19 protein-coding genes and 1 pseudogene are annotated in these 22,145 nt (G+C 47.8%); 17 read left to right on the top strand and 3 right to left on the bottom strand.

All coding sequences use genetic code 11. The annotated features are described in order from the left end of the window. The first annotated feature begins 70 nt into the window (after nt 1-70). The 5 genes from nusA (at nt 71) to QZ157_RS02915 (ending at nt 7,311) form a co-directional block, all read left to right on the top strand. Nucleotides 71-1,171: a transcription termination factor NusA gene (nusA, locus tag QZ157_RS02935; protein ID WP_295141576.1), complete on the top strand. Its 1,101-nt coding sequence runs from the start codon at nt 71-73 to the stop codon at nt 1,169-1,171. A gap of 338 nt (nt 1,172-1,509) precedes the next feature. Beyond that, nucleotides 1,510-2,484: a hypothetical protein gene (locus QZ157_RS02930; RefSeq protein WP_295141573.1), complete on the top strand. Its 975-nt coding sequence runs from the start codon at nt 1,510-1,512 to the stop codon at nt 2,482-2,484. A 526-nt stretch (nt 2,485-3,010) separates the two neighbouring features. After that, entirely contained in the window at nt 3,011-5,611 is a 2,601-nt protein-coding gene (locus QZ157_RS02925; protein WP_295141571.1) for a DNA polymerase III subunit gamma/tau, read from the top strand. Between the two features lie 343 nt (nt 5,612-5,954). Continuing rightward, the gene (locus QZ157_RS02920) at nt 5,955-6,497 is read left to right on the top strand and encodes a hypothetical protein (RefSeq protein ID WP_295141568.1); all 543 of its coding nucleotides are present in this window, start codon (nt 5,955-5,957) and stop codon (nt 6,495-6,497) included. 439 nt (nt 6,498-6,936) lie between these two features. Beyond that, complete coding sequence (locus QZ157_RS02915) at nt 6,937-7,311, top strand: hypothetical protein (RefSeq protein WP_295141566.1); 375 nt, start codon at nt 6,937-6,939, stop codon at nt 7,309-7,311. Nucleotides 7,312-7,607: 296 nt separating this feature from the next. Here QZ157_RS02915 and rho read toward each other — a convergent pair whose 3' ends face one another. Continuing rightward, nucleotides 7,608-8,957 carry a transcription termination factor Rho gene (rho, locus tag QZ157_RS02910; RefSeq protein WP_295141563.1) on the bottom strand — a complete coding sequence of 450 codons (1,350 nt, stop codon included), beginning with the start codon at nt 8,955-8,957 and terminating at the stop codon, nt 7,608-7,610. Nucleotides 8,958-9,079: 122 nt separating this feature from the next. Between rho and QZ157_RS10610 the strand changes: the two are divergent. From QZ157_RS10610 to QZ157_RS02880, 6 genes and pseudogenes are all read left to right on the top strand, one after another. Next, nucleotides 9,080-9,250 (top strand): annotated as a pseudogene (locus tag QZ157_RS10610) (cation transporter); the annotation flags it as partial. A 100-nt stretch (nt 9,251-9,350) separates the two neighbouring features. Continuing rightward, nucleotides 9,351-10,208, top strand: coding sequence for a cation diffusion facilitator family transporter (locus QZ157_RS02900; RefSeq protein WP_315107341.1), 858 nt, complete (start codon nt 9,351-9,353; stop codon nt 10,206-10,208). A 160-nt stretch (nt 10,209-10,368) separates the two neighbouring features. After that, the gene (locus QZ157_RS02895) at nt 10,369-10,761 is read left to right on the top strand and encodes a hypothetical protein (protein WP_295141560.1); all 393 of its coding nucleotides are present in this window, start codon (nt 10,369-10,371) and stop codon (nt 10,759-10,761) included. Between the two features lie 327 nt (nt 10,762-11,088). Next, nucleotides 11,089-13,491: a heavy metal translocating P-type ATPase gene (locus QZ157_RS02890; protein WP_295141557.1), complete on the top strand. Its 2,403-nt coding sequence runs from the start codon at nt 11,089-11,091 to the stop codon at nt 13,489-13,491. Beyond that, nucleotides 13,488-13,700 carry a cbb3-type cytochrome oxidase assembly protein CcoS gene (gene ccoS / locus QZ157_RS02885; RefSeq protein ID WP_002949952.1) on the top strand — a complete coding sequence of 71 codons (213 nt, stop codon included), beginning with the start codon at nt 13,488-13,490 and terminating at the stop codon, nt 13,698-13,700. The genes QZ157_RS02890 and ccoS overlap by 4 nt, the downstream gene beginning before the upstream one ends. A gap of 879 nt (nt 13,701-14,579) precedes the next feature. Further along, complete coding sequence (locus tag QZ157_RS02880) at nt 14,580-15,128, top strand: NAD(P)H-dependent oxidoreductase (protein ID WP_295141553.1); 549 nt, start codon at nt 14,580-14,582, stop codon at nt 15,126-15,128. A gap of 407 nt (nt 15,129-15,535) precedes the next feature. On the opposite strand, the gene QZ157_RS02875 is transcribed toward QZ157_RS02880, so the two are convergent. Together QZ157_RS02875 and QZ157_RS02870 are read right to left on the bottom strand one after the other, a co-directional pair. Beyond that, complete coding sequence (locus QZ157_RS02875; RefSeq protein ID WP_295141550.1) at nt 15,536-15,838, bottom strand: c-type cytochrome; 303 nt, start codon at nt 15,836-15,838, stop codon at nt 15,536-15,538. 128 nt (nt 15,839-15,966) lie between these two features. Continuing rightward, nucleotides 15,967-16,272: a c-type cytochrome gene (locus QZ157_RS02870; RefSeq protein WP_295141547.1), complete on the bottom strand. Its 306-nt coding sequence runs from the start codon at nt 16,270-16,272 to the stop codon at nt 15,967-15,969. A 140-nt stretch (nt 16,273-16,412) separates the two neighbouring features. Between QZ157_RS02870 and gmhB the strand changes: the two genes are divergently transcribed. The 6 genes from gmhB (at nt 16,413) to QZ157_RS02840 (ending at nt 21,530) form a co-directional block, all read left to right on the top strand. Further along, nucleotides 16,413-16,937, top strand: a complete 525-nt coding sequence (gmhB, locus tag QZ157_RS02865) for a D-glycero-beta-D-manno-heptose 1,7-bisphosphate 7-phosphatase (RefSeq protein WP_295141545.1) — start codon at nt 16,413-16,415, stop codon at nt 16,935-16,937. Beyond that, nucleotides 16,934-17,920, top strand: coding sequence for an ADP-glyceromanno-heptose 6-epimerase (gene rfaD / locus QZ157_RS02860; protein ID WP_295141542.1), 987 nt, complete (start codon nt 16,934-16,936; stop codon nt 17,918-17,920). Before gmhB ends, rfaD begins: the two co-directional genes overlap by 4 nt. Next, nucleotides 17,913-19,319 (top strand): D-glycero-beta-D-manno-heptose-7-phosphate kinase, encoded by a 1,407-nt coding sequence (gene rfaE1, locus QZ157_RS02855; protein WP_295141539.1) that lies wholly within the window; start codon nt 17,913-17,915, stop codon nt 19,317-19,319. Before rfaD ends, rfaE1 begins: the two co-directional genes overlap by 8 nt. Further along, nucleotides 19,306-19,872, top strand: a complete 567-nt coding sequence (gene gmhA, locus QZ157_RS02850; protein ID WP_295141536.1) for a D-sedoheptulose 7-phosphate isomerase — start codon at nt 19,306-19,308, stop codon at nt 19,870-19,872. Before rfaE1 ends, gmhA begins: the two co-directional genes overlap by 14 nt. 94 nt (nt 19,873-19,966) lie before the next feature. Then, nucleotides 19,967-21,229: a DNA repair protein gene (locus QZ157_RS02845; protein ID WP_295141533.1), complete on the top strand. Its 1,263-nt coding sequence runs from the start codon at nt 19,967-19,969 to the stop codon at nt 21,227-21,229. Continuing rightward, nucleotides 21,222-21,530, top strand: coding sequence for a YolD-like family protein (locus QZ157_RS02840; protein ID WP_295141531.1), 309 nt, complete (start codon nt 21,222-21,224; stop codon nt 21,528-21,530). Before QZ157_RS02845 ends, QZ157_RS02840 begins: the two co-directional genes overlap by 8 nt. The last annotated feature ends 615 nt before the right edge of the window (nt 21,531-22,145 follow it).

The raw sequence follows: 22,145 nt of genomic DNA, 5'->3' as shown, positions 1-22,145 counted from the left end.
GTATAAAGCTTGTATAATACCCCTCTAACTCAAAAATTCCCCAAAAAATAAATAACGGAGCAAAAATAATATGGAAAAAATAGCGGATATCATAGAATCTATCGCAAATGAAAAAGGGCTCGAAATCGAGGACGTAAAAGAGCGCGTCATAAGAGCTATTATCAATACCGCAAAGAAAATTTACGGAGAAAACTACGAATACGACGCGGTTATCGATAATGCGACCAAGACTCTTCATCTATATCAAAAAATCACCGTCGTAGAGGATGGCGATGAGCGCTTGGCCGAGGATAACGAGCACTTTTTAAGCATAAGCGAAGCAAAAAAAGTAGACTCTGGTGTCGAGATCGGCGACGAGCTAACCTACGAGCTATCTACCGACAACCTCGGCCGCACCGCCGCGCAGACGCTTCACAAGGAGCTTGAGTACCACATCCAGCGCCTGATGGAGGAAAAAATCTTCCAAAAATATCAAGACATGGTCGGGCACATGGTTTTTGGCTCCGTCACGCGCGTGGATAGCGAAGAAAATACCTTCATCGAGATAGACGAGCTGCGAGCCGTGATGCCGCGCAAAAACCGTATAAAAGGCGAGAAATTTAAACCCGGCGACGTCGTAAAAGCCGTCATAAAAAGCGTCTATATCGACAAATCTATGGGCATCAAGGTCGAACTAAGCCGCACGTCGCCAAAGTTCCTCGAAGCCCTGCTAAAAGCCGAAGTGCCGGAAATCAAAGACGGACTAGTGCTGATCGCGGCAAGCGCTAGAATCCCGGGCGAACGAGCTAAGGTAGCGCTCGTAGCCACCTCGCCTAACGTCGATCCAGTGGGCGCGACAGTGGGCACCAAAGGCGTGCGCATAAACGCCGTCACAAAGGAGCTAAACGGCGAAAATATCGATGCGATCGAGTATTCGGCCGAGCCTGCGATCCTAATCACGCGAGCGATGGCGCCTGCGATCATCAGCTCGGTTAAAATCGGCGAGGATAATAAAGCCGTCGTGAGCCTAGTAACCGAGCAAAAGAGCAAAGCTATCGGCAAGAGCGGTATAAATATCAGGCTGGCCAGCATGCTAACCGGTCACGAGATCGAGCTAAACGAGCTTGGCGCTAGAGGCGAGGCTAAAGACGAGAATGCGAAGGATCTAAAAGCGCTATTTGGCGATTTGTAGTCAAATTTGAGCCCTTTGGTCGCATGCGTTTGGGGCGGTAAATTTAAGGCGCGACACCGGGGTCAAATTTGAGTAAATTAAATTTAGTTCAAATTTGATCCGTTTCGCGCACTAAAATTTGCCGCTTTTTATTTTCTACTTTAATGTGTTAAATTTTATCCATAAATCAACAAATTTGCCGCTTTTTTCTCGCAAACCCGCACTGCAAAAACCTGGCGCTAAATTTACAAAACCGCCGCACCCGTAAAGCAAATAAATCCGATATATTTAAATATAATTTTAAAAATGTTTAAGGACGCAATATGTAAAATACCCGCAACAACCTCGTAGGATCAAAAATGAACGCAAAATCGCCGAATCAAACCAAGCCCCTCAAAAAACTACTTTTGATAGCCTTGATCGCCCTCATCGTCGGCAATGCCCTGATGTACGTAAATCAAAGGAGCGAGTGGCTCTATGACGGGCAGCCGTATCCAAAAGCAAAAGAGTGGCTAATAGGCGCAAATTTTATGATGGTGTACGGCAATTTTCTAACCAAACTCCCCTTTGTCGATGAAAAAAGCCTTATCGTCCAGCCCGTGCTTGCCTTGCAGGATTATTTCATAAAAAGATGGAAAGAAAATTTACCAGACGACGATGCGGAAAAGTACGCGGACTGGTATGTTTTTAGGCTGATGATGTATATCGCATCCGACCGCATTTATCTGTTTATGAAGTACGATATGGACGAAGTCAAAAAAATAAACGAAAAAGCTTGGGAAACCATAGAAAATATGGTTAAATACGAAGCCAAAGACAAGATGTTTCAAGAGATCAGGTATGCCGCCTTTAACAACTCGTCCGTTATATTTTCAAAAAACGTACTCGCAAACTGGTCTGATATAAAAAATAAAAATGGGCAAAAGTTGGTAAATATAAAAAACGAAACAAAATCTCAAGACGTCAAACAACACGAAAGACTCATAAAGCTGCGCGAATATATAAAATATATGAACGCGCTTTACTCCTCAAAATACCCTGAAATCTACAATAAAGCCAAAAAGGCCGAAGCGGCTGAGTATTATGAAAACGCGAGGTTGCACTCCATCGTAAGCCAAATTTTGCACTGGCAAATACTGACAAATAGATACGCAAATATAGACGGCTTTTGCCAAACGGATAAAAACGAGTACCTAAAAGACTACATCGTGACCAGGGATTGGCTGGTAAAAAATAAAGAAGATTTGGACAAATACGACATAAATATCTATACGACCGTAATAAAATACGTTGACGACAAGATAAAAGAAGTTTGCGAGGACGTTAAATTTTAAAATGTGCTACGAAATCGTCAAATTTTATAAAACGTTAGCGAGATAAATTTAAGATTAAGGCGGCGAGTAACCGCCTGATTTGAAGTTATTTATTTTTAGTAGAGCGGTACATCGGGTGCTGGTAGTCGTTCCTCTCGCAACCGGCAGCCAATAATCCAAATACCAAAGCAAGCGCGCATAATATAACTTTTCTCATTTTCTACCTTTTTTGAATTTCATTTCCGCGCGATTATAGCAAATTTCGCGAAATTACCAAAATCTTCGCAGCTAAATTTGGCGGAATTTGGGCAGTGCAATTTGGCTTCAAATTTGTCGCCGTCCAGCGATAGTAAAAAGGCGGAAGCGTCAAATATGCTGGCCCGATTTTCGCTCTTGCTCGTCTAGCGCCCGCACACGATAAATTCGCGCTTGCAGGCAAATTTCCTCGCCGAAATTTATCCCGCCTCGCGACGCGCCGAGCCGCAATATATTAAATTTTTATCCAAAAAAAAGTAGAATATCACATCTTAAATTTAAGGAAAAATCCGTGTTGCAAGCATTAGCGCTTAGATATAGACCGCGAAATTTTAGCGAGCTCGTAGGCCAGGAGGCCGTCAGCACCAGCCTCACGCACGCTTTGGACGAGAGCCGCCTCACCCATGCCTACCTTTTTTCGGGGCTTCGCGGTAGCGGCAAGACATCAAGCGCTAGGATATTTTCAAAGGCGCTGGTTTGCGATCACGGCCCGACTAGCCAGCCATGCGAGCAGTGCGCCAACTGTATCGCCGCAAACGAAGGCCGACACATCGACATCATCGAGATGGACGCTGCCAGTCACCGCGGCATCGACGATATAAAGGGGCTCATCGAGCAGACCAAGTATGCTCCGGCGATCGCTCGCTTTAAGATTTTCATCATCGACGAGGTGCACATGCTCTCCACGCCCGCGTTTAATGCGCTGCTAAAGACGCTCGAGGAGCCGCCGCCCTACGTCAAATTTATCCTAGCCACGACCGATCCGCTCAAGCTCCCAGCCACGGTGCTATCGCGCACGCAGCATTTTAGATTTCGCCAGATCTCGCGCCCGGACGTCGTCGCGCATCTTGACTTTATCCTAAACCGCGAAAACGTCCCGCACGAAAAAGAGGCTCTCGAGATCCTCGCTCGTAGCGGTGCGGGTTCGCTGCGCGACACTCTCACGCTGCTAGATCAGGCCATCATCTACGCCAAGGGCGAGCTAACGCAAAGCGCCGTCGCGCAGATGTTAGGACTCCTTGATCCGCAGCGCATAGAGGAGATTTTATCGCTCGTTATGAGCGGCGATAAATCAGCCGTGAGCGCGGCGGTAGCGCAGCTGGAGAGCTACGATGCCGAGATGGTGATAGATGAGATAACGGCAAACCTAAAAGCAAATTTCCTCGCGCAAAGTCCGAAATACTCGCTACTTTTATACGAGAGATTTTTTAGGATCCTATCGCAGGCGCGCTCGATGCTAAGCGTCAGCAGCGACGGCGGATTTGTGCTTGGAGTGATGCTTTTTATGATGATCGAGGCGATAAATCTAAAATCGATCGACGAGATGATAGCCGTGGACGCGAGGGAAAAATTTGCGGATTCGCAGGCGCGAGCGGCTTCAAATTTTGCGGGCGGTCGAAGCGAAACGGCTAAGTTTAAGGCTCCTGTGCAGACGGGTCAAATTTCAGCCTCTACGGACGGATCAAATTTGACGGGCGCAAACGCGCCCAAACTCGCCTTGCAAAACGGCGCGACTCAGGGGCAAAATTTGAGCTCGCAGTCACTGGCCGGCTCGGTAAATTTGAGCGCCCAAGCGCACCAAGAGCTAGGCGGACAAACCGGCGCCGCGAAAACTCCAAATCCCGCTTACGAGGCGTTTTTGGCCAAAATTTACGACCGTAGCTTTGATCTTGGCGAGTGCTTTAAAAACTGCATCGAGTTTTTGGACTTCTCAAGCGGCTGCATGAGTCTAGCCTCAAGTGCGGTCGGCGACGATCAGCGGCGGCTTCGCGAGAGCTCGAAGGTGATTTTGCAGATTTTGCGCAGTCTTTTTGGCGAGAGCGCAAAGATAAAGATAACTCCCAAGCAAAGCCCGGATGTAGGGGTGCAAGAGCAAAAGGGTGCGGCGGCAAATTTGACGACGGAAAGCGCGGCAAATTTGGTCGATGAGCGCGGCAGTGCGGTGAAATCCGAGGCCGATGAGGCGACGTCAAACCAGGCTGGCTCCAAATTTTACTTGGACGGCGCGCAAGAAAATTTAAGCCAAAACGCCCAAACGCAAGAGCCCTCAAATTTGACTGGAAATTTGTTTGTGGGCGGTAGCGAGGAGAGGGCGGCTATGTCCTCGGAGCAAAATTTGGGCGCCGAATTTAAAAGCGGCGAGCAGGATGAGCAAACGCAAAATTTGACGCCACAAACGCAAGCGGATATTTTGCAAGCGGCAAACGACTCGGCTCCGAGCACGCAAGCTAATAGCGACTCGCCTATGGGCGAAACCGAGACCTTAAATTTAAACGAAAACGCGGCAAATTTGACGCAAAACTCGCAAACGCAGGCTGGTTTAAATCAGCCGACCGAGCCTAAATTTGCACCCGATCTTGAGAGTATGCGCGACGACACGCACGATTTTCATGAGGCGTATTCGCTGAAATTTAAGACCGATGACGGCGCCATAGCGGGGGCGGATCTGGCGTTTTTAGACGACGAACTAAGGCGACTAGAGAGTCAAAATGCCGCAAAAACGGAGCAAAAACCAAGCGGTACCATTAAATTTAACCAAAACAGTGTGCCGCAAACGGCTACCTTCGGCGAGCCGCCGTTTGATCCTGATGACGTGAGCGAGATGTTTAGCGAGGCGGCAGAGTATGACGACGGCCTTTTTGAGCGAGATGCGAACGAGCCTGCAAACGCCGATGCAAGTCAAAATTTAGATACTTCAAATTTAAGCGGCGATGAGCTCCAAAGCGAAGCGAATTTTGACGACTCGTCCTCAAGCGGGGCAAATTTGAACGCTCAAAATGCTACGCCAAATTTAGCTACAAAAACCCAAGCCGATCCCAAAGCCGCAAAAACTCAAGCGGTTTTAAAAGAAGCTAAACGACTGTTTGGAGAGCCTGAAGTTTTAGAAATTTGAGGCGTTTGATTTAGCTCGTTAAATTTGCATACCGTTTTGATATTTTTGGTAGGGCGCGATAGTAAGCGAAATTCGCCAAGCCTTTTTCGAGGCTAACGATGACGTCATAAAATGCTACAAATATCAAGCCACGCTAGATACTCGCACGTCAGAACTATGCAGAGCCTACGACGGGCTAATATGGGATAAAGACTACGAGCCTATCGGGCATAATTTTCCGTTTCGCAAGCCCCGCGTAAATACTCATTTTAATTGCCGTAGCACCATAATACCGGTAACTAAAAGCTGGGACGAGCTAGGCATCGAGGGAATGGACGAAGCAAGCGGTCGCACAAGGTCAAGCATGAACGGCTACGTGCCGCAGGATATGACGTTTAACGACTGGCTAAAAACCCAAAGCCCCGAAACGATAGAAAAGACGCTAGGCAAAGGCAGAGCCGAGCTATTTATGCAAGGCAAGATCACTATGCGGGATTTAATAACGCAGCAGGGGCGAGTATTGGATTTGGGCGAACTTGCCAAGAAAAAGAAAATTTGGGAATATTCAAAGGAAAATATTAAGCATTTTGATATACCTAAAGGCATTAAAAGCCGAATAGGGCTTAAGACTGATAAAATACGAGGTAGCTTGGAATATCTATTTAATAAACACCCTGAAATGTTTGACGGTAAAGCGGATATTGTAAATATAATAAAAGATGTTTTTAATGCCCCTGATATTATCAAACCCGCAACGCGTCGTAGCGGCGGCTTTATAATAGCGAAGTCGATAGACGATAAGAAAAAGAAAATGATTGACATCGGCATAAACCCTAACAACGGAGTGATTTTTCATCTTAACAAGCGCTCGTGGGATGCAGATATGAAGAAGTATAAAAAGCAATAAGTGGAGAGACCGCCCACCCCTCTCACGGACGAACATCCGCATAAAACGCGTGCCGAACGGGGCGATAATGCACTTGCTAAGAGTGCTAGGCTAATTTTTCAAACCTTTCACTTACTGCTGTTTGTATTATAGCATATTTTTCACTACAAAAATTATAAAGTTGCATCGTTTTTAGCGCAAGAAATTTTATTTTATACATCGTTTTTGATGTAAAAAATAAAATTATTTACAGCGATTTCGATGTAAACTTTGCTCTTGACTTTTTTGTTTTTTCGTGCTCTCAAAAAATCCTGCGAAAATGACAAAAAATAGTATATCCTGCCGGATTGTCTAAATTTGGTCTTTTTCAGAATATTTTCACCAAACCAAACCGCTTTAAAATTTAAGTTACTATTCTATCAAAGGCCGTGCCTTAAATTTAACTCTCGTGGAGGACGAAATGGATATTGAGGAGCTAAAAAAGCAAGTTAGTGATTTGCAAGCAGAAAAAGAAGCGATGAATGCTAAAAACAAAGAGCTTTTAAGCGAGGTAAAAAAGCTAAAAGCGAAAAATAGCGACGCGGTGGATGCCGAGAAATACGCCGAGCTTGAAGCTAAATACGACGAGCTAAAAGCAGAGAACGACAAGCTCGCTAAGAAATACGATACCGATACAAAAAAGCTAAACGCCGATCTAGCTAATGCTAACGGCTCGCTAAATAAGTATCTAATCGACGCGGGGCTAAGCGATAATCTCGCAAAAGCAGGCGTAAAGGCGGAGTTTTTAGAAGCGGCTAAGGCGCTACTGCGCGGCAATGCGGCAAAATTTAAGTAAAGCAAGCGTGCGTTAAGCAAATGTTTTTGTAAATTTGGCACAAGTCGCAATAATTGACGATATAAAAAAGCCTGCAAAGTTGTAGCAGCTAAGAAAAATTAGGGCGTTATACTTGTTTGTGAGTGCTTGGATTTTTAGGCGTAAATTTAGCAGAGTGACAAAAGGTAGAATATGCGAAGAAAGATAAGTCCATAAAATTATAAAATTTAGAGAGTTTTAAAACAAGTAGGCGAGCCGTGAACGACTCGCGCGTAAGATCAAGAGCGACCGTCAAATTTGGCCCAAAGGGCGCAAATTTACGACTCGTTTAATATCGAAAGCAACTCTTTATTGTCTTTGGTTTTTAGCATCTTGGCGTATAAAAACTTAAGCGCCTCTACGTCGTCCATCGTAGCTATCGCCGAGCGGATAGCCCAGATCTTTTGCAGTTCGTCGGGTTTTTGCAGTAGTTCTTCTTTTCTGGTGCCTGATTTTAGTACGTTGATGGCCGGGTAAATTCGGCGGTCGGAGATGTTGCGATCTAGTACGATCTCGCTGTTGCCCGTACCTTTAAATTCCTCGAAAATAACCTCGTCCATACGCGAGCCCGTGTCGATGAGCGCGGTGGCGATGATGGTGAGGCTGCCGCCGTGCTCGATGTTTCGCGCCGCGCCGAAAAAGCGCTTCGGTTTATGCAGGGCGTTTGCGTCCACGCCGCCCGTTAGCACCTTGCCGCTTGGCGGGGTTACGGTGTTGTACGCGCGCGCTAGGCGGGTGATGCTATCAAGCAGGATGATGACGTCCTTGCCCATTTCTACGAGGCGTTTGGCCTTTTCGATGACGAGTTCGGCGACGCGTACGTGGTTCATAGCAGGCAGGTCAAACGTCGAGCTAAATACCTCGCCCTTTACGCAGCGCTGCATGTCGGTGACCTCTTCTGGACGCTCGTCCACGAGAAGTACCATGAGATGCGACTCGGGGTGGTTGCGCGCGATGCCGTGGGCTAGCTCTTTCATGAGTTCGGTTTTACCGCTTCTAGGAGGTGCGACGATGAGGCCGCGCTGACCCTTGCCAAGAGGCGTAAAGAGATCTAGCACGCGGCCCGTTAGCTTCATCGGGTCGTATTCTAGGCGAAGTTTTTCCGTCGGGAAAAGCGGGGTTAGGTTGTCAAATAGCGGGCGCTCTTTGGCCTCGATTAGCGGCATATAGTTTAGCGCTTCGATTTTTAGCAGTGCGTAGTATTTTTCCTGATCTTTTGGTTCGCGCACTTGACCCGTCACGATGTCGCCCACGCGCAGGGCAAATTTGCGAATTTGAGAGTTTGAGACGTAGGCGTCGTTTGAGCTGTCGCTGATGTTTGCGTCCACGGCTCTTAAAAAGCCGTAGCCGTCGGGCATAATCTCTAAAATGCCCGTAAAAAGTATAAATCCGCCTTGTTTGGTTTGGGCTTTTAGTATCTCAAATATCAAATCCTGCCTGCGAAATTCGCGCGGATTTTCGACGCCGACGCTGTTTGCTATCTGCACTAGCTCGTCTAAGCTTAGCATTCTTAGTTCTTCGATTTTGTGGCCGTCGACGGGGATATGAGTGCGCGAGTTTGGATATTTTTTGGTCGTTTTTTGATTTTCCTGCGCCGAATTTGCAGGCTGGGTTGCGTTATTTTCCATCGTGTCCTCTTTAAAATTACGGAATAATTTTGTAGATAAATTTAAGTTTCAAAAGAAGTTTTGAAAGTCCGCATTTTATAAAATTTTGGCTTTGATGTCAAGACGTGGTATAATACGCCAAAATGAAAAGGAATCTCAAAATGATGGATTTTAAAGACGGTAAGCGCGAAAAAACGATAATAAAAACCGCGCTTATCGGTATAGTTACGAATTTTTTCTTAGCCGGAGCGAAAATCTTTATCGCTATGGTCTCAAACTCGGTCGCGCTGATATCAGACGCCGTAAATAACCTTAGCGATGCAGGCTCAAGTATCATCACGATATTTGGCTCAAAACTAGCTAGCAAGATACCGGGCGGAGCCCCACCCTTACGGCTACGGCAGGACCGAGTATATCGGCGGTCTTATAGTCTCGGTCATCGTGCTGATGCTGGGGTTTCAGTTTCTAAAAACTTCGGTAGAAAATATCTTCGCGCCCGAGCCTACAAATTTTACGATGCCGTTTTTGGCGTTTTTGTTTTGCGCGATATTCGTCAAATTTGCGCTAGGATTTTACTATAAAAAGATCGGCAAACAGACCAAATCTATCTCACTAAAAGCCGTAGGGCAGGAGGCTTTGGGCGATGCGATCATATCGTGCGTGATCTTGGTTTCGGCTGCGCTTTCGTACTTCGCCGACGTCCAGATAGACGGATATGCGGGCGCTTTGGCGTCGCTTTTTATTATCATAAATGGCGTACTTTTGATAAAAGAAACCTTCGATAAAATCATCGGTCAGCGCGTCGAAAAGGAGATCAGCGACGAAATTTACGCCGCAGTAAATCGCTGCGAGATCGTACGCGGCGCATATGATCTGATCCTTCATAACTACGGCGCGCAGCGATACGTCGGCTCGGTAAACGTCGAGATAGACGAGCATTTGCCCCTTAGCGAGGTTTCGCAGAGGCTAAACGAGCTTCAGATTAAGATTTATAAAATTTACAGTATTTACCTGGTTTTTGGCGTTTATAGCGTAAATTTGGGGCAGGATGAGAGCCGCGCCTGCGTGGCGAATCTACTCTCGCGATTTAGCAGCGTGCGCGGATTTCACGCATTTTTTATAGATACTAAGAAAAAGAGCGTGAGGTTTGACGTGGTGGTAGATTTTGCCGAGAAAAATCTAAGCCGTTTGCGCGCCGAGATAGAGCGCGAGATATCGCTAAACTTTCCGGGGTATAAAATTTTCATCGTGATAGATAGGGAGTTTGCGTGAGGGTTGAGGGACAAATCGGTAGCGCCTAGGACGTTTTAATGTGCTATAATCGTGCAGCTTAAAAATATAAAACTAGAGCGTAAAAATTTTAATCTAATCGTGAGAAAAAATGGCATTTTTAAAAATTTTGACTTGTGCATTTTCAATGAGTTTTTGCTTTATGAGTATCTACGGGCTTACGACTAGCGCGGTAGAGCTTGTGCTTTTTACAGAGTATAATCCGGCAGGAGATGCCGATCCTCTAGGCGATTTGGGCGATCCGCTTGATTGGCTTCAGTTAAATATCGCTTATTTGGTTGGTTTTTGGATATTTTTTAGTGGCGTGTGCGCGGTGCTTCATAAACGGCTAGGTTGTTTTGATGAAATGGCAAAATTTTTCGTAGATCTGTTTTTGCCTGCCGCTGCTACGATTATTTTAGCGCTTATTTTTGGTTCGATACTCCCGTTTGCGGTCGGGGCTCAGCGGGGAGATTTTGTTATTGCTCAAGGGGTTAGCATATTTTTAGCCCAAATACTTTTTATAATCATAATAGCTCGCTTGCTAAAAAGATAGCAAAAGTAGTAAATTTAGCGCTCAAGATGCCATTTATATTACTGCAAGTTTCCAAAGAGCGGTTATGGGTAAAAATTCTTTGTAAAATTCGAGGCCAAAATTTATGAGCATTAAAAACTCTCTCGTAAGTTTGCCGGCGTTTTCAAGGTGCGGGTTCTGCCAAATTCGGTCAAATTTACGGAGGTATTTTGACGTGAGCAAAATCTTTCAAATTTGCCGTCAAATTCGGACGCAAGCGAAATCCGCGCCAAAGCTTGCAAAATCAAGCGAGGCTTTAGAAATTTTACGTATAATCTAAAATCTTAAAACGAAAGAAAAAAGTAACCGATGGACAAATTTAAGTGCGCGCATTGCAGGGGCGAATTTGAGCGCGAGGCGCTGATAGAGCGCGGCGGGGAGCTGTTTTGCTGCGAGGGGTGCGCGGGAGTTTACGAGATACTTAACGCAAGCGGGCTTAATGAGTTTTACGAAAGACTCGGTAAAACTACGCTAAATTCTGCCCGCGGCGCGAAAAATACGGCGCAAAAGTCGCAAGAAGACCTCGCGGCTATTTATCAAAACTACGTCAAAAACGAGAACGGATTTAACAAAATCTCGCTCATCATCGAGGGCATCCACTGCTCGGCTTGCGTCTGGCTAAACGAGAAGGTTTTATTTGCGCAGAAGGGAATTTTAGAGGTAAATATAAACTCGGTTAATAACAAAGCCCTCATCGTCTGGGACGAAAACGAGGTAAATTTGGCCCAAATTTTCGCTCTCATCCGCTCTATCGGCTACGAGCCCTACCCATACGACGCACAGGCTCAGGAGCAAAGACTTTCGGGGCAGAGGCGAGAGTTTTACGCGAGGCTGCTTGTCGGGATATTTTGCACGATGAACATCATGTGGCTGGCCGTCGCGCAGTACGGCGGCTACTTCACGGGCATGCGCGCCGACGTGCGCTCTATCATAAATTTTGCCGAATTTATCCTCGCTACGCCGGTGCTTTTTTACACGGGAAGCGGGTTTTTTAGGGGCGCTTGGAGCGCACTAAAAAACAAAACGCAAAACATGGATAGCCTCATCTTAACGGGCACGCTCTCGGCTTATATTTTCTCGATATACGCCATGTTTTCTAGGCGCGGCGAGGTGTATTTCGACTCGGTTGCGATGATAATCACTTTCGTATTTATCGGCAAGTATCTGGAAATCTTGAGCAAGAAAAAGGCCGCCGACACGCTTGATAATCTAAACTCGTTAAATTTAAACTCCGTTAGTGTCAAAAACGGCGACGAAATAACCCTAAAAAGCGCGCAGGAGGTGCGAGCGGGCGAGCTCGTGATCGTGAGAGCGGGCGAGCGCGTGCTGCTAGACGGCATCGTCATGAGCGGCGCGGCGAGCTTTGATCTCTCTAGCCTTAACGGCGAGAGCGCACCTGCGTATCTGAGCGCGAAAGAGGGCGAAAACGAGATAAAAAGCGGCTCGGTTTGCATAGACGGCACGCTGGTTTATGAGGTCGGCACCGTCTTTAGCGAGTCGGTGCTAGCGCGTATCATAAATCTGCTAGAAACCGCCGCAGCCAAAAAGCCGCGTATTCAGGCGCTCGCAGACGCTATCGCAGCGAGGTTTTCGGCTGCTATCACGGCTCTAGCTCTAGCGACGTTTGCTTTTTGGTTCTGGCGCACTGGCGAGCTCTCCGCCGCGCTCATCGTCGCGATATCGGTCGTAGTGATCTCGTGCCCCTGCGCGCTGGGGCTTGCTACGCCGGTTAGCACGCTCGTTGCGCTTGGAGCGGGCTTTAGACGCGGGATACTTTTTAAAGAGGCGCGCATCATCGAAAGTCTAGCCAGGTGCGATACGGCCGTGTTTGACAAGACCGGCACGCTCACATCGGGGCGGCTTAGCGTGAGCAAATTTACGCACGCGGACAAATTTGATGCAAGCGCGCTTTTTTCGCTTGTTAGCGGCTCTACTCACCCAGTTAGCCGCGCCGTTAGCGAGTACCTGCGCGCAAATTTTAGAGATTTAAAACTTTTAGAGCTAAGCGGCTTTGAAAACATCGCGGCGCGCGGAGTAAGGGCTAAATTTGACGGCATAAATCTAGCCGGCGGTAGCGAAAAATTTATGCGAGAGCTTGGGCTTTATAACGGCGAAGCGGTGCGCGGCACTAGCTATTTTTTTGCCGCAGACGGGGAGATCGCGGCGGTATTTGAACTAGAAGAGAGCCTAAAAGAAGGCGCCAAAGAGTGCGTAGCCGCGCTAAAAAATGCTGACATGCGCGTGGCGATGCTAACGGGCGATAACGAATACGCCGCAAAGCGCGTGGCAAAGGAGCTAGGCGTGGGCGAAACGGTCGCAAGCGCTCTGCCCACGGACAAGGCCGCCTACGTAGAGAGACTGGCGCAGCAGGGGCGAAACGTGCTGATGGTAGGCGACGGGATCAACGACGCCGCCGCGCTCGCGCTCTCAAGCGTGGCCGTGTGCATGGGTAGCGGAGCGGCCGTGAGTATCGCAAAAAGCGACGTCGTGCTGATGAGAGATGACCCCGCCTCGCTCGCGGCTGCGGTAGCGCTCGCGCGTAAAACCTACCGCATCGTGCGGCAAAATTTGGCCTTTTCGCTCGTTTATAACGCCGTGACGATACCGTTAGCTATGGCCGGCTACGTAGCGCCTGCAGTGGCTGCGCTATCGATGTCGCTAAGCTCGGTCGCGGTCGTGCTAAACGCGATGCGGGCTAGGAGCGAGCGATGAGCGGGGCGGTCGTGGCGATGATGATCGGCGTCTCGACGCTGCTTGGCGCGTGCGGGCTGGCGGCACTGCTGTGGGGGCTTAAAACCAGGCAGTTTGACGACGAGCGTAAGTTTTTGGACGGGACGAAATTTGACGACGAAGATGCGCTAAATGATGCCTACGAGCTGGAGCTGCGTCGTAAAGAAAAGGGCTATAAGCCGCCTGAGTGAGGCGAATTTACGCCTGTGTTCGGTTCGTCTTTGCCGCTAAAATTTGGTTATTTTGGGTCGTAAAATTTGCCGCGAAATTTGATTTTGAGCGTGGGCGAGATTTGGGGTAAATTTGCGTTTTTAAATTTTACGGAGCGTATTTTTACGGCAAATTTAAGCGGTAATTTTCAATCCTAGGTAAGACTCGGCGTGAAATTTGACGAGCTACGCGGGCACGTCGCTGCGTAGCGCGGGTAAATTCGGGCAAAATCGGGCGTTTTTGCATCCGCCGCGGTTATTAAAATTCGTAGGCGGCGGGTTAAATTTCCCGTCGCGCTTAAAATTTCGGATTTTACGCAGCGGTCGTTAAATTTAAGTCGATGCGGCTTTACGTATCGGTTTTAGATATAGTCGTAATGCCGTAAACCTCGGCGCCACCAACTTTTTTTCGGGTCGCTTCGGCGGACTTTTGATTTTAATATGCTTTTTAGCGAAAGTTCGCCGTATATATTTTGAGGTATTGCCTACGATGCGCTCTTATTCGTACTTGCGATTATCGACGGCTAGTGCGCGGACGGGGCGAATTCGCGCCTAAAGCCTTTGCCCGCAAATGAGCGGGGCGGCGAAAATTTTATCCTTTTGTAAAAATCCCTTCGTAAATTTACTCGCTCTAACGATATTTTTGCGGCCGCTTGACGCACCAGCCGGGTATGCCGCCTGCTTGGAGTTTAGGCGGCTTGGAGCCGTTTAAATTTAATCGCTGTAATCACCTAGCGGGCGTGGCTTAGTCCTAATAATTTTTTGCTTTCTTGCTTGCAAAAGTTCGCTCTCACAAGCCCTTTTAATCCACTTTTAGCTTTTTAACGATATGATTCCGCAAATTTTAACAAAGGAAACAACATGAAAACGCTAGTTATCTTATCGCACCCAAATCTCGCCGCATCGCGCGTAAACAAAGCCTTGTCGCAGGTAGCAAAGGCTGCTGCAGACGCCAAGGTGCGCCATTTGGAGGGGCTTTACGGCTTAGATATCGCGCGCATAGACGCCCGCGCAGAGCAAGACGCGCTAGCGGCTGCCGAGCGAATCGTATTTTTGTACCCGATGCACTGGCTAAACGTGCCGCCTATGCTAAAAGCCTATATCGATATCGTCTTTTCGCACGAGCTGGTGGGTTCCGGCGCGCTTAAAGGCAAGGTCTTGCAGCTTGCGCTAAGCGTCAGTACCCCGCTTAGCGAATACTCTAAACAGGGCGCGATCGGCTTTAGCTTGGATGAAATTTTAACGCCGCTTAAGATCGCGGCAAACTACTGCGGGATGGACTTTGCCGTGCCGTTTATCAGCAGCGGATTTGAGCCCGGCGAGTTTGGCGACGATGCCGTAGATGCCGCAGCTGCGCGCTTTGGCAAGCTTTTACGAGGAGAGCTAAGCCCGGGCGAATATCAAATTTAGCCTCGTCTTTTGCGACCGCGAGTTAAAATTTCGCGACGGAGAATTTGGCTGCGAAATCCGCTTTTGCCGAGCCGACCGCTAAAAAGCTCGAATTTAGCTCGGTTTTGCATTAATACGGGCGTTTTTATGCCGCCGCTTACGGGCGTGCGATTTTGTAAACCAGCGCTACGGCGTGTATCTTAAATTTCTTTAAAGGCGCGCCCTAAATTTAACCTTAAGCCCGAAATTGTGGTATTAAATTTATCCGTCGATTTTCGCGCCTCGATGCAAGTATAAAATCAAATTTAAAGCCTGATTTAAGAGAGTAAATAAAACCTGCGCCAAAACAATCTCTCGCGATTATCGCAAATGCTTGCCGCTACTTGTTTTGTCTGCTTGCGGTAAATTTGCGAGCTTAAACCGCAAACTTATTTTAGGCCCTCTATATACTCGCTAACAGCCGCCATATCCTCGTCGCTTAGGTTTTTGGCGTGCAGTTGCATAACCTTACCCATGCCAAAGGCGTTGTTTGAGCCGTCTTTGTAGCCTTGTAGCGCTTTTATGCGATCTTCTTTGCTGATGCTAGTTAGCGCAGGCACTTTGTTTGCGTATTTTACCTCCGCTTTTTCGCCGTGACAGGCCGAGCATTTTTTGTAAATGGCTTCGCCGCTAGTCGCAAATAGAGATAAATTTAGCGCCAAAACGGCGGTAGCGATGCAATATATTTTCATTTTTCGTCCTTTTTGATAGAAATTTAGACGAGATTATAGTCTTAAAAAGTTAAAAGAAAAATTATAAAAAAGTTGCAAAAATGAAGCGTCAAAGAGAGAAAAATCGGCGGAAAACTCCGCCGAAGAGGTTATTTTAGAGTAGGGATGTACTCTGAAAGAGCGGCAATATCCTCGTCGTTAAGACCTTTTGCTAGAGGTTTCATCATCGCAGAAGACTTAAATTTATCTAGGCTGCCCTCTTTGTAACCTTTTAAAGCCTCAGCGATCTCTTCTTTAGAAAGAGACGAAAGCGCAGGAACTTTGTTTAGATACATTTTTTCGGCTTTGGCTCCGTGACAGGCTTTGCATTTGTTGTAAAGGGTCGCGCCGTCAGCGGCAAATAGGCTACCCGCTAGCAATGCGGCAGCTCCTGAAACAATGATAAGCTTTTTCATTTTCAATCCTTTTTGATAAAATTGTAGGCGTATTATAGTCTTAAAAGCTAAATTTTACATTATTTTTTTACATTAGTTTCTATCGCGGCGCGGGCGGCGATTTTCGGTTAAATTTAGATTTTTTTTGTATAATTTTCGCTATGGATAAAACAAAGCTTAAAACGCAGCCGCAAAAGGCGCTATTTCTTGATCGCGACGGCGTGATAAACGAGGATGCGGGCTATGTTTATAGACGCGAGGATTTCGTTTTTAAAGAGGGCATTTTTGCTGCTTTGAGGGAGTTTGCCAGGGCTGGCTACGCTCTAGTCGTAGTGACGAATCAATCAGGCATCGGGCGAGGCTACTACACGCTGGGGCAGTTTGATGAGCTTTGCAAATTTATGCTGGGCGAGTTTGAAAAAGAGGGCGTAAAGATAGAGAAAATTTACTTTTGCCCGCACGCGCCGGAAGCTGATTGCCTTTGCCGCAAACCAGAGCCAGGCATGCTGCTAAAGGCCGCAAGCGAGCTAAACATCGACCTTGCGCGCTCAATAATGATAGGCGATAAGGATAGCGACGTGCAGGCGGGACAGAGTGCTGGCGTCGGGGTAAATTTAAAGCTGGACGACCGGCTAAAAAGCGTGGCTGAGGCGCTAGAGTTTTTAAAAAAAGAAGGAAAAATATGAAAGATATAAAAAAGGTCGTAATCACGGGCGCGGCGGGCTTTATCGGCTCAAATTTGGCGCACTATTTTGACGAAAATTTAAAAGACGTAGAAGTGCTCGCCGTGGATAAATTTAGAAGCGACGAGAAATTTAGCAACGGCAATCTCAAAAGCTTCGGGCATTTTAAAAATTTGCTCGGCTTTTCAGGCGAAATTTACGAGGGCGACATAAACTGCGCTAAAACGCTAGCCATGATCGAGAAATTCGCTCCGGATGCGATATTTCACGAGGCGGCGATCTCGGATACCACGGTAACCGAGCAAGGCGAGCTAATGAGGACTAATCTAAATAGCTTTAAAGACCTGCTAGATATTTGCGAAAAAACGGGCGCTAGGATGATATACGCTAGCTCGGGCGCCACGTACGGCAACGCAAAAAGCCCGCAAAGAGTCGGCGAATGCGAAGCGCCAAATAACGTCTACGGCTTTTCAAAACTAAAAATGGACGATCTAGGACGAAAATATGCTAAAAGAGGCGTAGCGGTCGTGGGTCTAAGGTACTTTAACGTTTACGGCGCGAGGGAGTTTTATAAAAACAAGACCGCCTCGATGGTGCTGCAGTTTGGTCTGCAAATTTTGAGCGGGAAAAATCCGCGCCTCTTTGAGGGTAGCGATAAAATCAAACGCGACTTCGTCTATATAAAAGACATCGTGCAGGCAAACCTGCTCGCTCTAAACGCTGCTAGCGGCGTGTATAACGCGGCTACCGGCACGGCAAGAAGCTTTCAAGAGATCGTGGATATCTTGCAGCGCGAGCTGGGGTCAAATTTGCCTTGCGAATACATCCCAAACCCGTACGCGCGCTCATATCAGTTCCATACGCAAGCAGACATCGAGCCGACCAAAAAGGCGCTGGGCTACGAGCCTAAATTTAGCTTAGAAGATGGCATAAAAGACTACGCAGCCGAGATAAAAAGGATATATGAGGAAGAGATAAATGCGTGAAGTACGTGCTTTAGTCGTTGGCGATCTGATGCTCGATCACTACATCTGGGGCAGCTGCGAGCGTATCTCGCCCGAAGCTCCCGTGCAAGTAGTAAAGATAAAAAACGAAACCAAACGCCTAGGCGGAGCCGGCAACGTGGTGCTAAATTTGCTCTCGCTAGGCGCAAAAGTAGGCGTCATGAGCGTGCTAGGCGATGACGAGACGGGCGACGAGATAGAGCGGATCTTGCTGGAGCAGGGCGCTAGGGCTGAGTTTATAAAAAGAGAAAAAGGGCGCACGAGCTCGATAAAAAGCCGCGTGATGGCGACGCATCAGCAAGTCGTACGTATCGACAAAGAAAGCGTCGAAGCCGTAACGTGCGAGGACGAGCTGGCGGTAAATTTCGCCCGCGCGCTAGAGAGCTACGACGTCGCGCTGCTATCTGACTACGGCAAGGGCGTGCTGACGCCGTCGCTGTGTCAAAAGCTGATAAAAGCCTGCGCGGATGCGGGCAAGCCCGTGCTAATCGATCCAAAGGGCACAGACTACTCGAAGTACAAGGGTGCCACGCTACTAACGCCAAATAAAAAAGAAGCAGGCGAGGCCGTGGGCTTTAAAATAGAAAACGACGAGCAGCTTTTTGCGGCGCTAAATTTGCTAAAAAACGAGCTAAATTTGACCCATTCGCTGATCACGATTTCAGAGGAGGGCATCGCGCTTTTAGAGGACGCTCAGGCGGTTAAATTTCCTGCTCTGGCAAAAGAGGTCTTTGACGTCACGGGCGCTGGAGATACGGTGCTAGCGACGCTGGGCGTGATGCTGGGCGCCGGCGAAGGTATCAAAAAGGCGATCGAGACGGCAAATTTAGCCGCCGCAGTCGTCGTGGCTAAGGTCGGCTCGGCGGCGGCAAGCTTTGAGGAGATAAACGAGCTCGTGCGCCGTAAAAACGCGGCAGGCTTTGAGGAGAAAATCAAAAGCGCGGACGATCTGGCTGCGATGCTGGCAAACCGCGGCGAAAAACGGCTCGTTTTTACAAACGGCTGCTTTGATATCCTGCACACGGGGCACGTGAGCTATCTGGCTAAGGCGCGGGAATTCGGCGATATACTAGTCGTCGGGCTAAACTCTGACGCCTCGGTGCGCGCGCTAAAAGGCGATGCTCGCCCCGTAAACGCGCAGGCTGATCGCGCTACCGTGCTGGCGGCGCTTGGGGCGGTTGATTACGTGACGATATTTGACGAGCTAACGCCTCTAAATTTGATCGAAAAACTACGCCCCGACGTGCTCGTCAAGGGCGCGGACTATGAAGGTAAAGAGGTAGTGGGAAGCAGCGTCGTAAAAGACGTGCGGCTGGTGGAGTTTGTGGCTGGCAAAAGCACTAGCGCGACGATAAAAAGGATAAAAAGTGAACACTGTTGAGATGATAAAAAGCGAGCTAGAGGGGCATCTAGCTACGATAAAGGCGACCTTTGCGCTGGAAGCGGGTATCAAAAAAGCCTGCGAAACGGCGGTAGCGACGCTAAAGGCGGGCGGTAAAATTTTACTTTGCGGAAACGGCGGAAGTGCAGCAGACGCGCAGCATATCGCAGCCGAGCTAACGGGTCGCTATAAAACAGAGCGCGGCGCGCTAGCTGGCATCGCGCTAACGACCGATACCTCCGCGCTCACGGCGATCGGCAACGACTACGGATATGAGTTTGTTTTCTCGCGTCAGCTGGAGGCTCTGGGCCGCGAGGGCGATCTGCTCATCGCGATCTCTACTAGCGGAAACAGCGGTAACGTCGTAAAAGCGCTCGAGATAGCGCGAAAAATCGGTATCAAAACGATCGGGTTAAGCGGCCGCACGGGAGGCGCTATGAACGAGCTTTGCGAGCTAAATTTGGTCGTGCCGTCAAACGACACGCCGCGTATCCAAGAGATACACATAATGATAGGTCATATCATCTGCCAAGCCATCGACGATGCGTTTTAGGCTAAATTTAAAAGTATTTGCGGCGGCGGAGTCAAATTTAACCCGCCTTGCCGCTTTTTAACGCCGCCTAGCGCGCAAGTAAATTTAATCACCCATGAAAACCCAAACTCCCGCCTACGCCGTCATCGATCTAAAATCCTTCTATGCCTCGGTTGAGTGCGTGGAGCGAGGGCTTGATCCCTTTGAGGCGAATTTAGTCGTCGCAGACGCCAGCAGAGGCGAGGGCAGCGTGTGTCTAGCCGTTAGTCCCGCGCTAAAGGCTCTTGGCGTAAAAAACAGATGCAGGCTGTTTGAGATCCCTAAAAATATCAAATACATAATCGCTGCGCCCAGGATGCAGTTTTACATAGACTACGCGGCTAAAATTTACGGCATCTACCTAAAATACGTAGCCAAAGAGGACATCTACGTCTACTCCATCGACGAGGCCTTTATCGACCTCGCCTCGTATCTAAAATTTTATAAACTAGAAGCTAGAGCCATGGCAAAGATGATAATGGACGACATCCTAAAAACCACGGGCGTAACGCCGACCTGCGGCATGGGGACGAATCTATATCTAGCCAAAATAGCCCTTGACATCCTAGCCAAACACAGCGAGGATAATATCGCCTTTTTAGACGAAGCGCTCTATAAAGAAAAGCTCTGGACGCATCAGCCGCTAAATGATTTTTGGCGTATGGGCAAGCAAACTAGGGCAAAGCTTGAGAGATACGGGATATTTTGCATGAAGGATATGGCAAACGCCCCATTTAGCCTGCTAGAAAAGGTGTTTGGCATCGACGCCTATATAGCGCTAGATCACGCAAACGGTATCGAGCCCACCACCATAGCCGACATCAAGGCCTATAAACCCTCGACTAGGTCATACTTTAGCTCGGAAATTTTACCCAGAGACTACGAGAGGCTAGAAGCTCTAATCGTGCTAAAAGAGATGACCGATAGGCTGGCTCTAAAGATGATAAACGAGGAAGTGCGGGCTAGCGGACTCACGATAAATATCAAATTCGCGGGCAAAAACGAACCTGCGCAAAGAGCCACGGTTAGGTTTAAAACGCCTTGCAATATCGCTAGCGTACTTATGGACGCGGCGCAGGAGCTATATCTAAAAAAGATAAAAAACGCAGGCCTCATCAGGCAAATCGGCATATCGGCAAACGACGTCATAAAGGAGAGCAAAACCGAAAAAAGTCTCTTTGAAGAAGAGAATGCAAAAGAAAAAACGGTGCTAAAAACCCTAAATCAGATAAAAGAAAAATACGGCAAAAACTCCATCCTAAGAGCTATCGACCTGCTACCGGAGGCCACCGGACGAGATAGAAATAAAAAGATAGGAGGGCACAAAAGCGGTGAATAAGGACAGAGCCAAAATCTTTAGTTCGTTTAACCCTCTCTCGACCCTAGAAAAAGCCCTAAAGGCGCAGGAGCGAGAAAAGAGCGAAAAGCTAGAACTAGACGAATCAAAGATAGAAGAAATCCTAAATAAAATAAGCAAACTAAAACCCGCCGACAAGGTAAAAATCACATACCACGACGGGCAAGGATACGTGAGCATAGAGGGGTTGGTCTCAAACGTAAATTTGATGGATAAAAGCCTAACGGTAGTAAAAACGAGGGTCAAATTTGACGATATTTACGCGGTTGAAGTCGTTTTATAAACGGCGATTTTATATTTATGCTTCGTAGGACCGCTTTTTGGAAGATGAAACAACTTTGAAATTTTAGACAAGATAGAGTCTCGCGCTTGCCGTGAGGCGCGAAGCATTTGCGAGAATTTAGGCGCCGACAAAATATAGCTTTGAAGAAACAAGGGCGCTTTAAATAGCATTTGTGAAATCTCGGCGCGCGGTTATAAAAAGCCCTTTTGGATAAATTCGCAGCTGAGCCTAAGAAATGCTAAATTTATCGCCCAAGATAGCCTTAATAAAGCAACCGCTTAATAAAGAGGCATTTATACGCAAGGATAAAACTAGCAAAAGGTAAACAGGCCGGCTCGGCGGCTAGGAGTTTGCGGATCTAGCGGCGGTAGGGCGAGATTTGCGCTTGGTTGCGGATTTTTGGATTTATTTTGAGCCGTTTAAATTTGCGAGATTAAGCCAAGCGCTAGGATTAGCAAGAAGCGCTCCTCGGCATTAAATTTGGCCGATCTAAATTTAAATAAGCTTGGATGGGTGCCCGTAAATTTGGCCGTTTTGCGCCGCCTTTTTCGCGGTTAATCAGGCGCGGATTAACAGGGCGTCTACTGATTTTTGCGGCTTTGCCAAATTAAATCT

The organism is uncultured Campylobacter sp. (genome assembly GCF_905372745.1).
Taxonomy (GTDB): domain Bacteria; phylum Campylobacterota; class Campylobacteria; order Campylobacterales; family Campylobacteraceae; genus Campylobacter_A.
The sequence above is the reverse complement of the archived record's forward strand: the minus strand, read 5'-3'. Positions and strand labels throughout refer to the sequence as shown.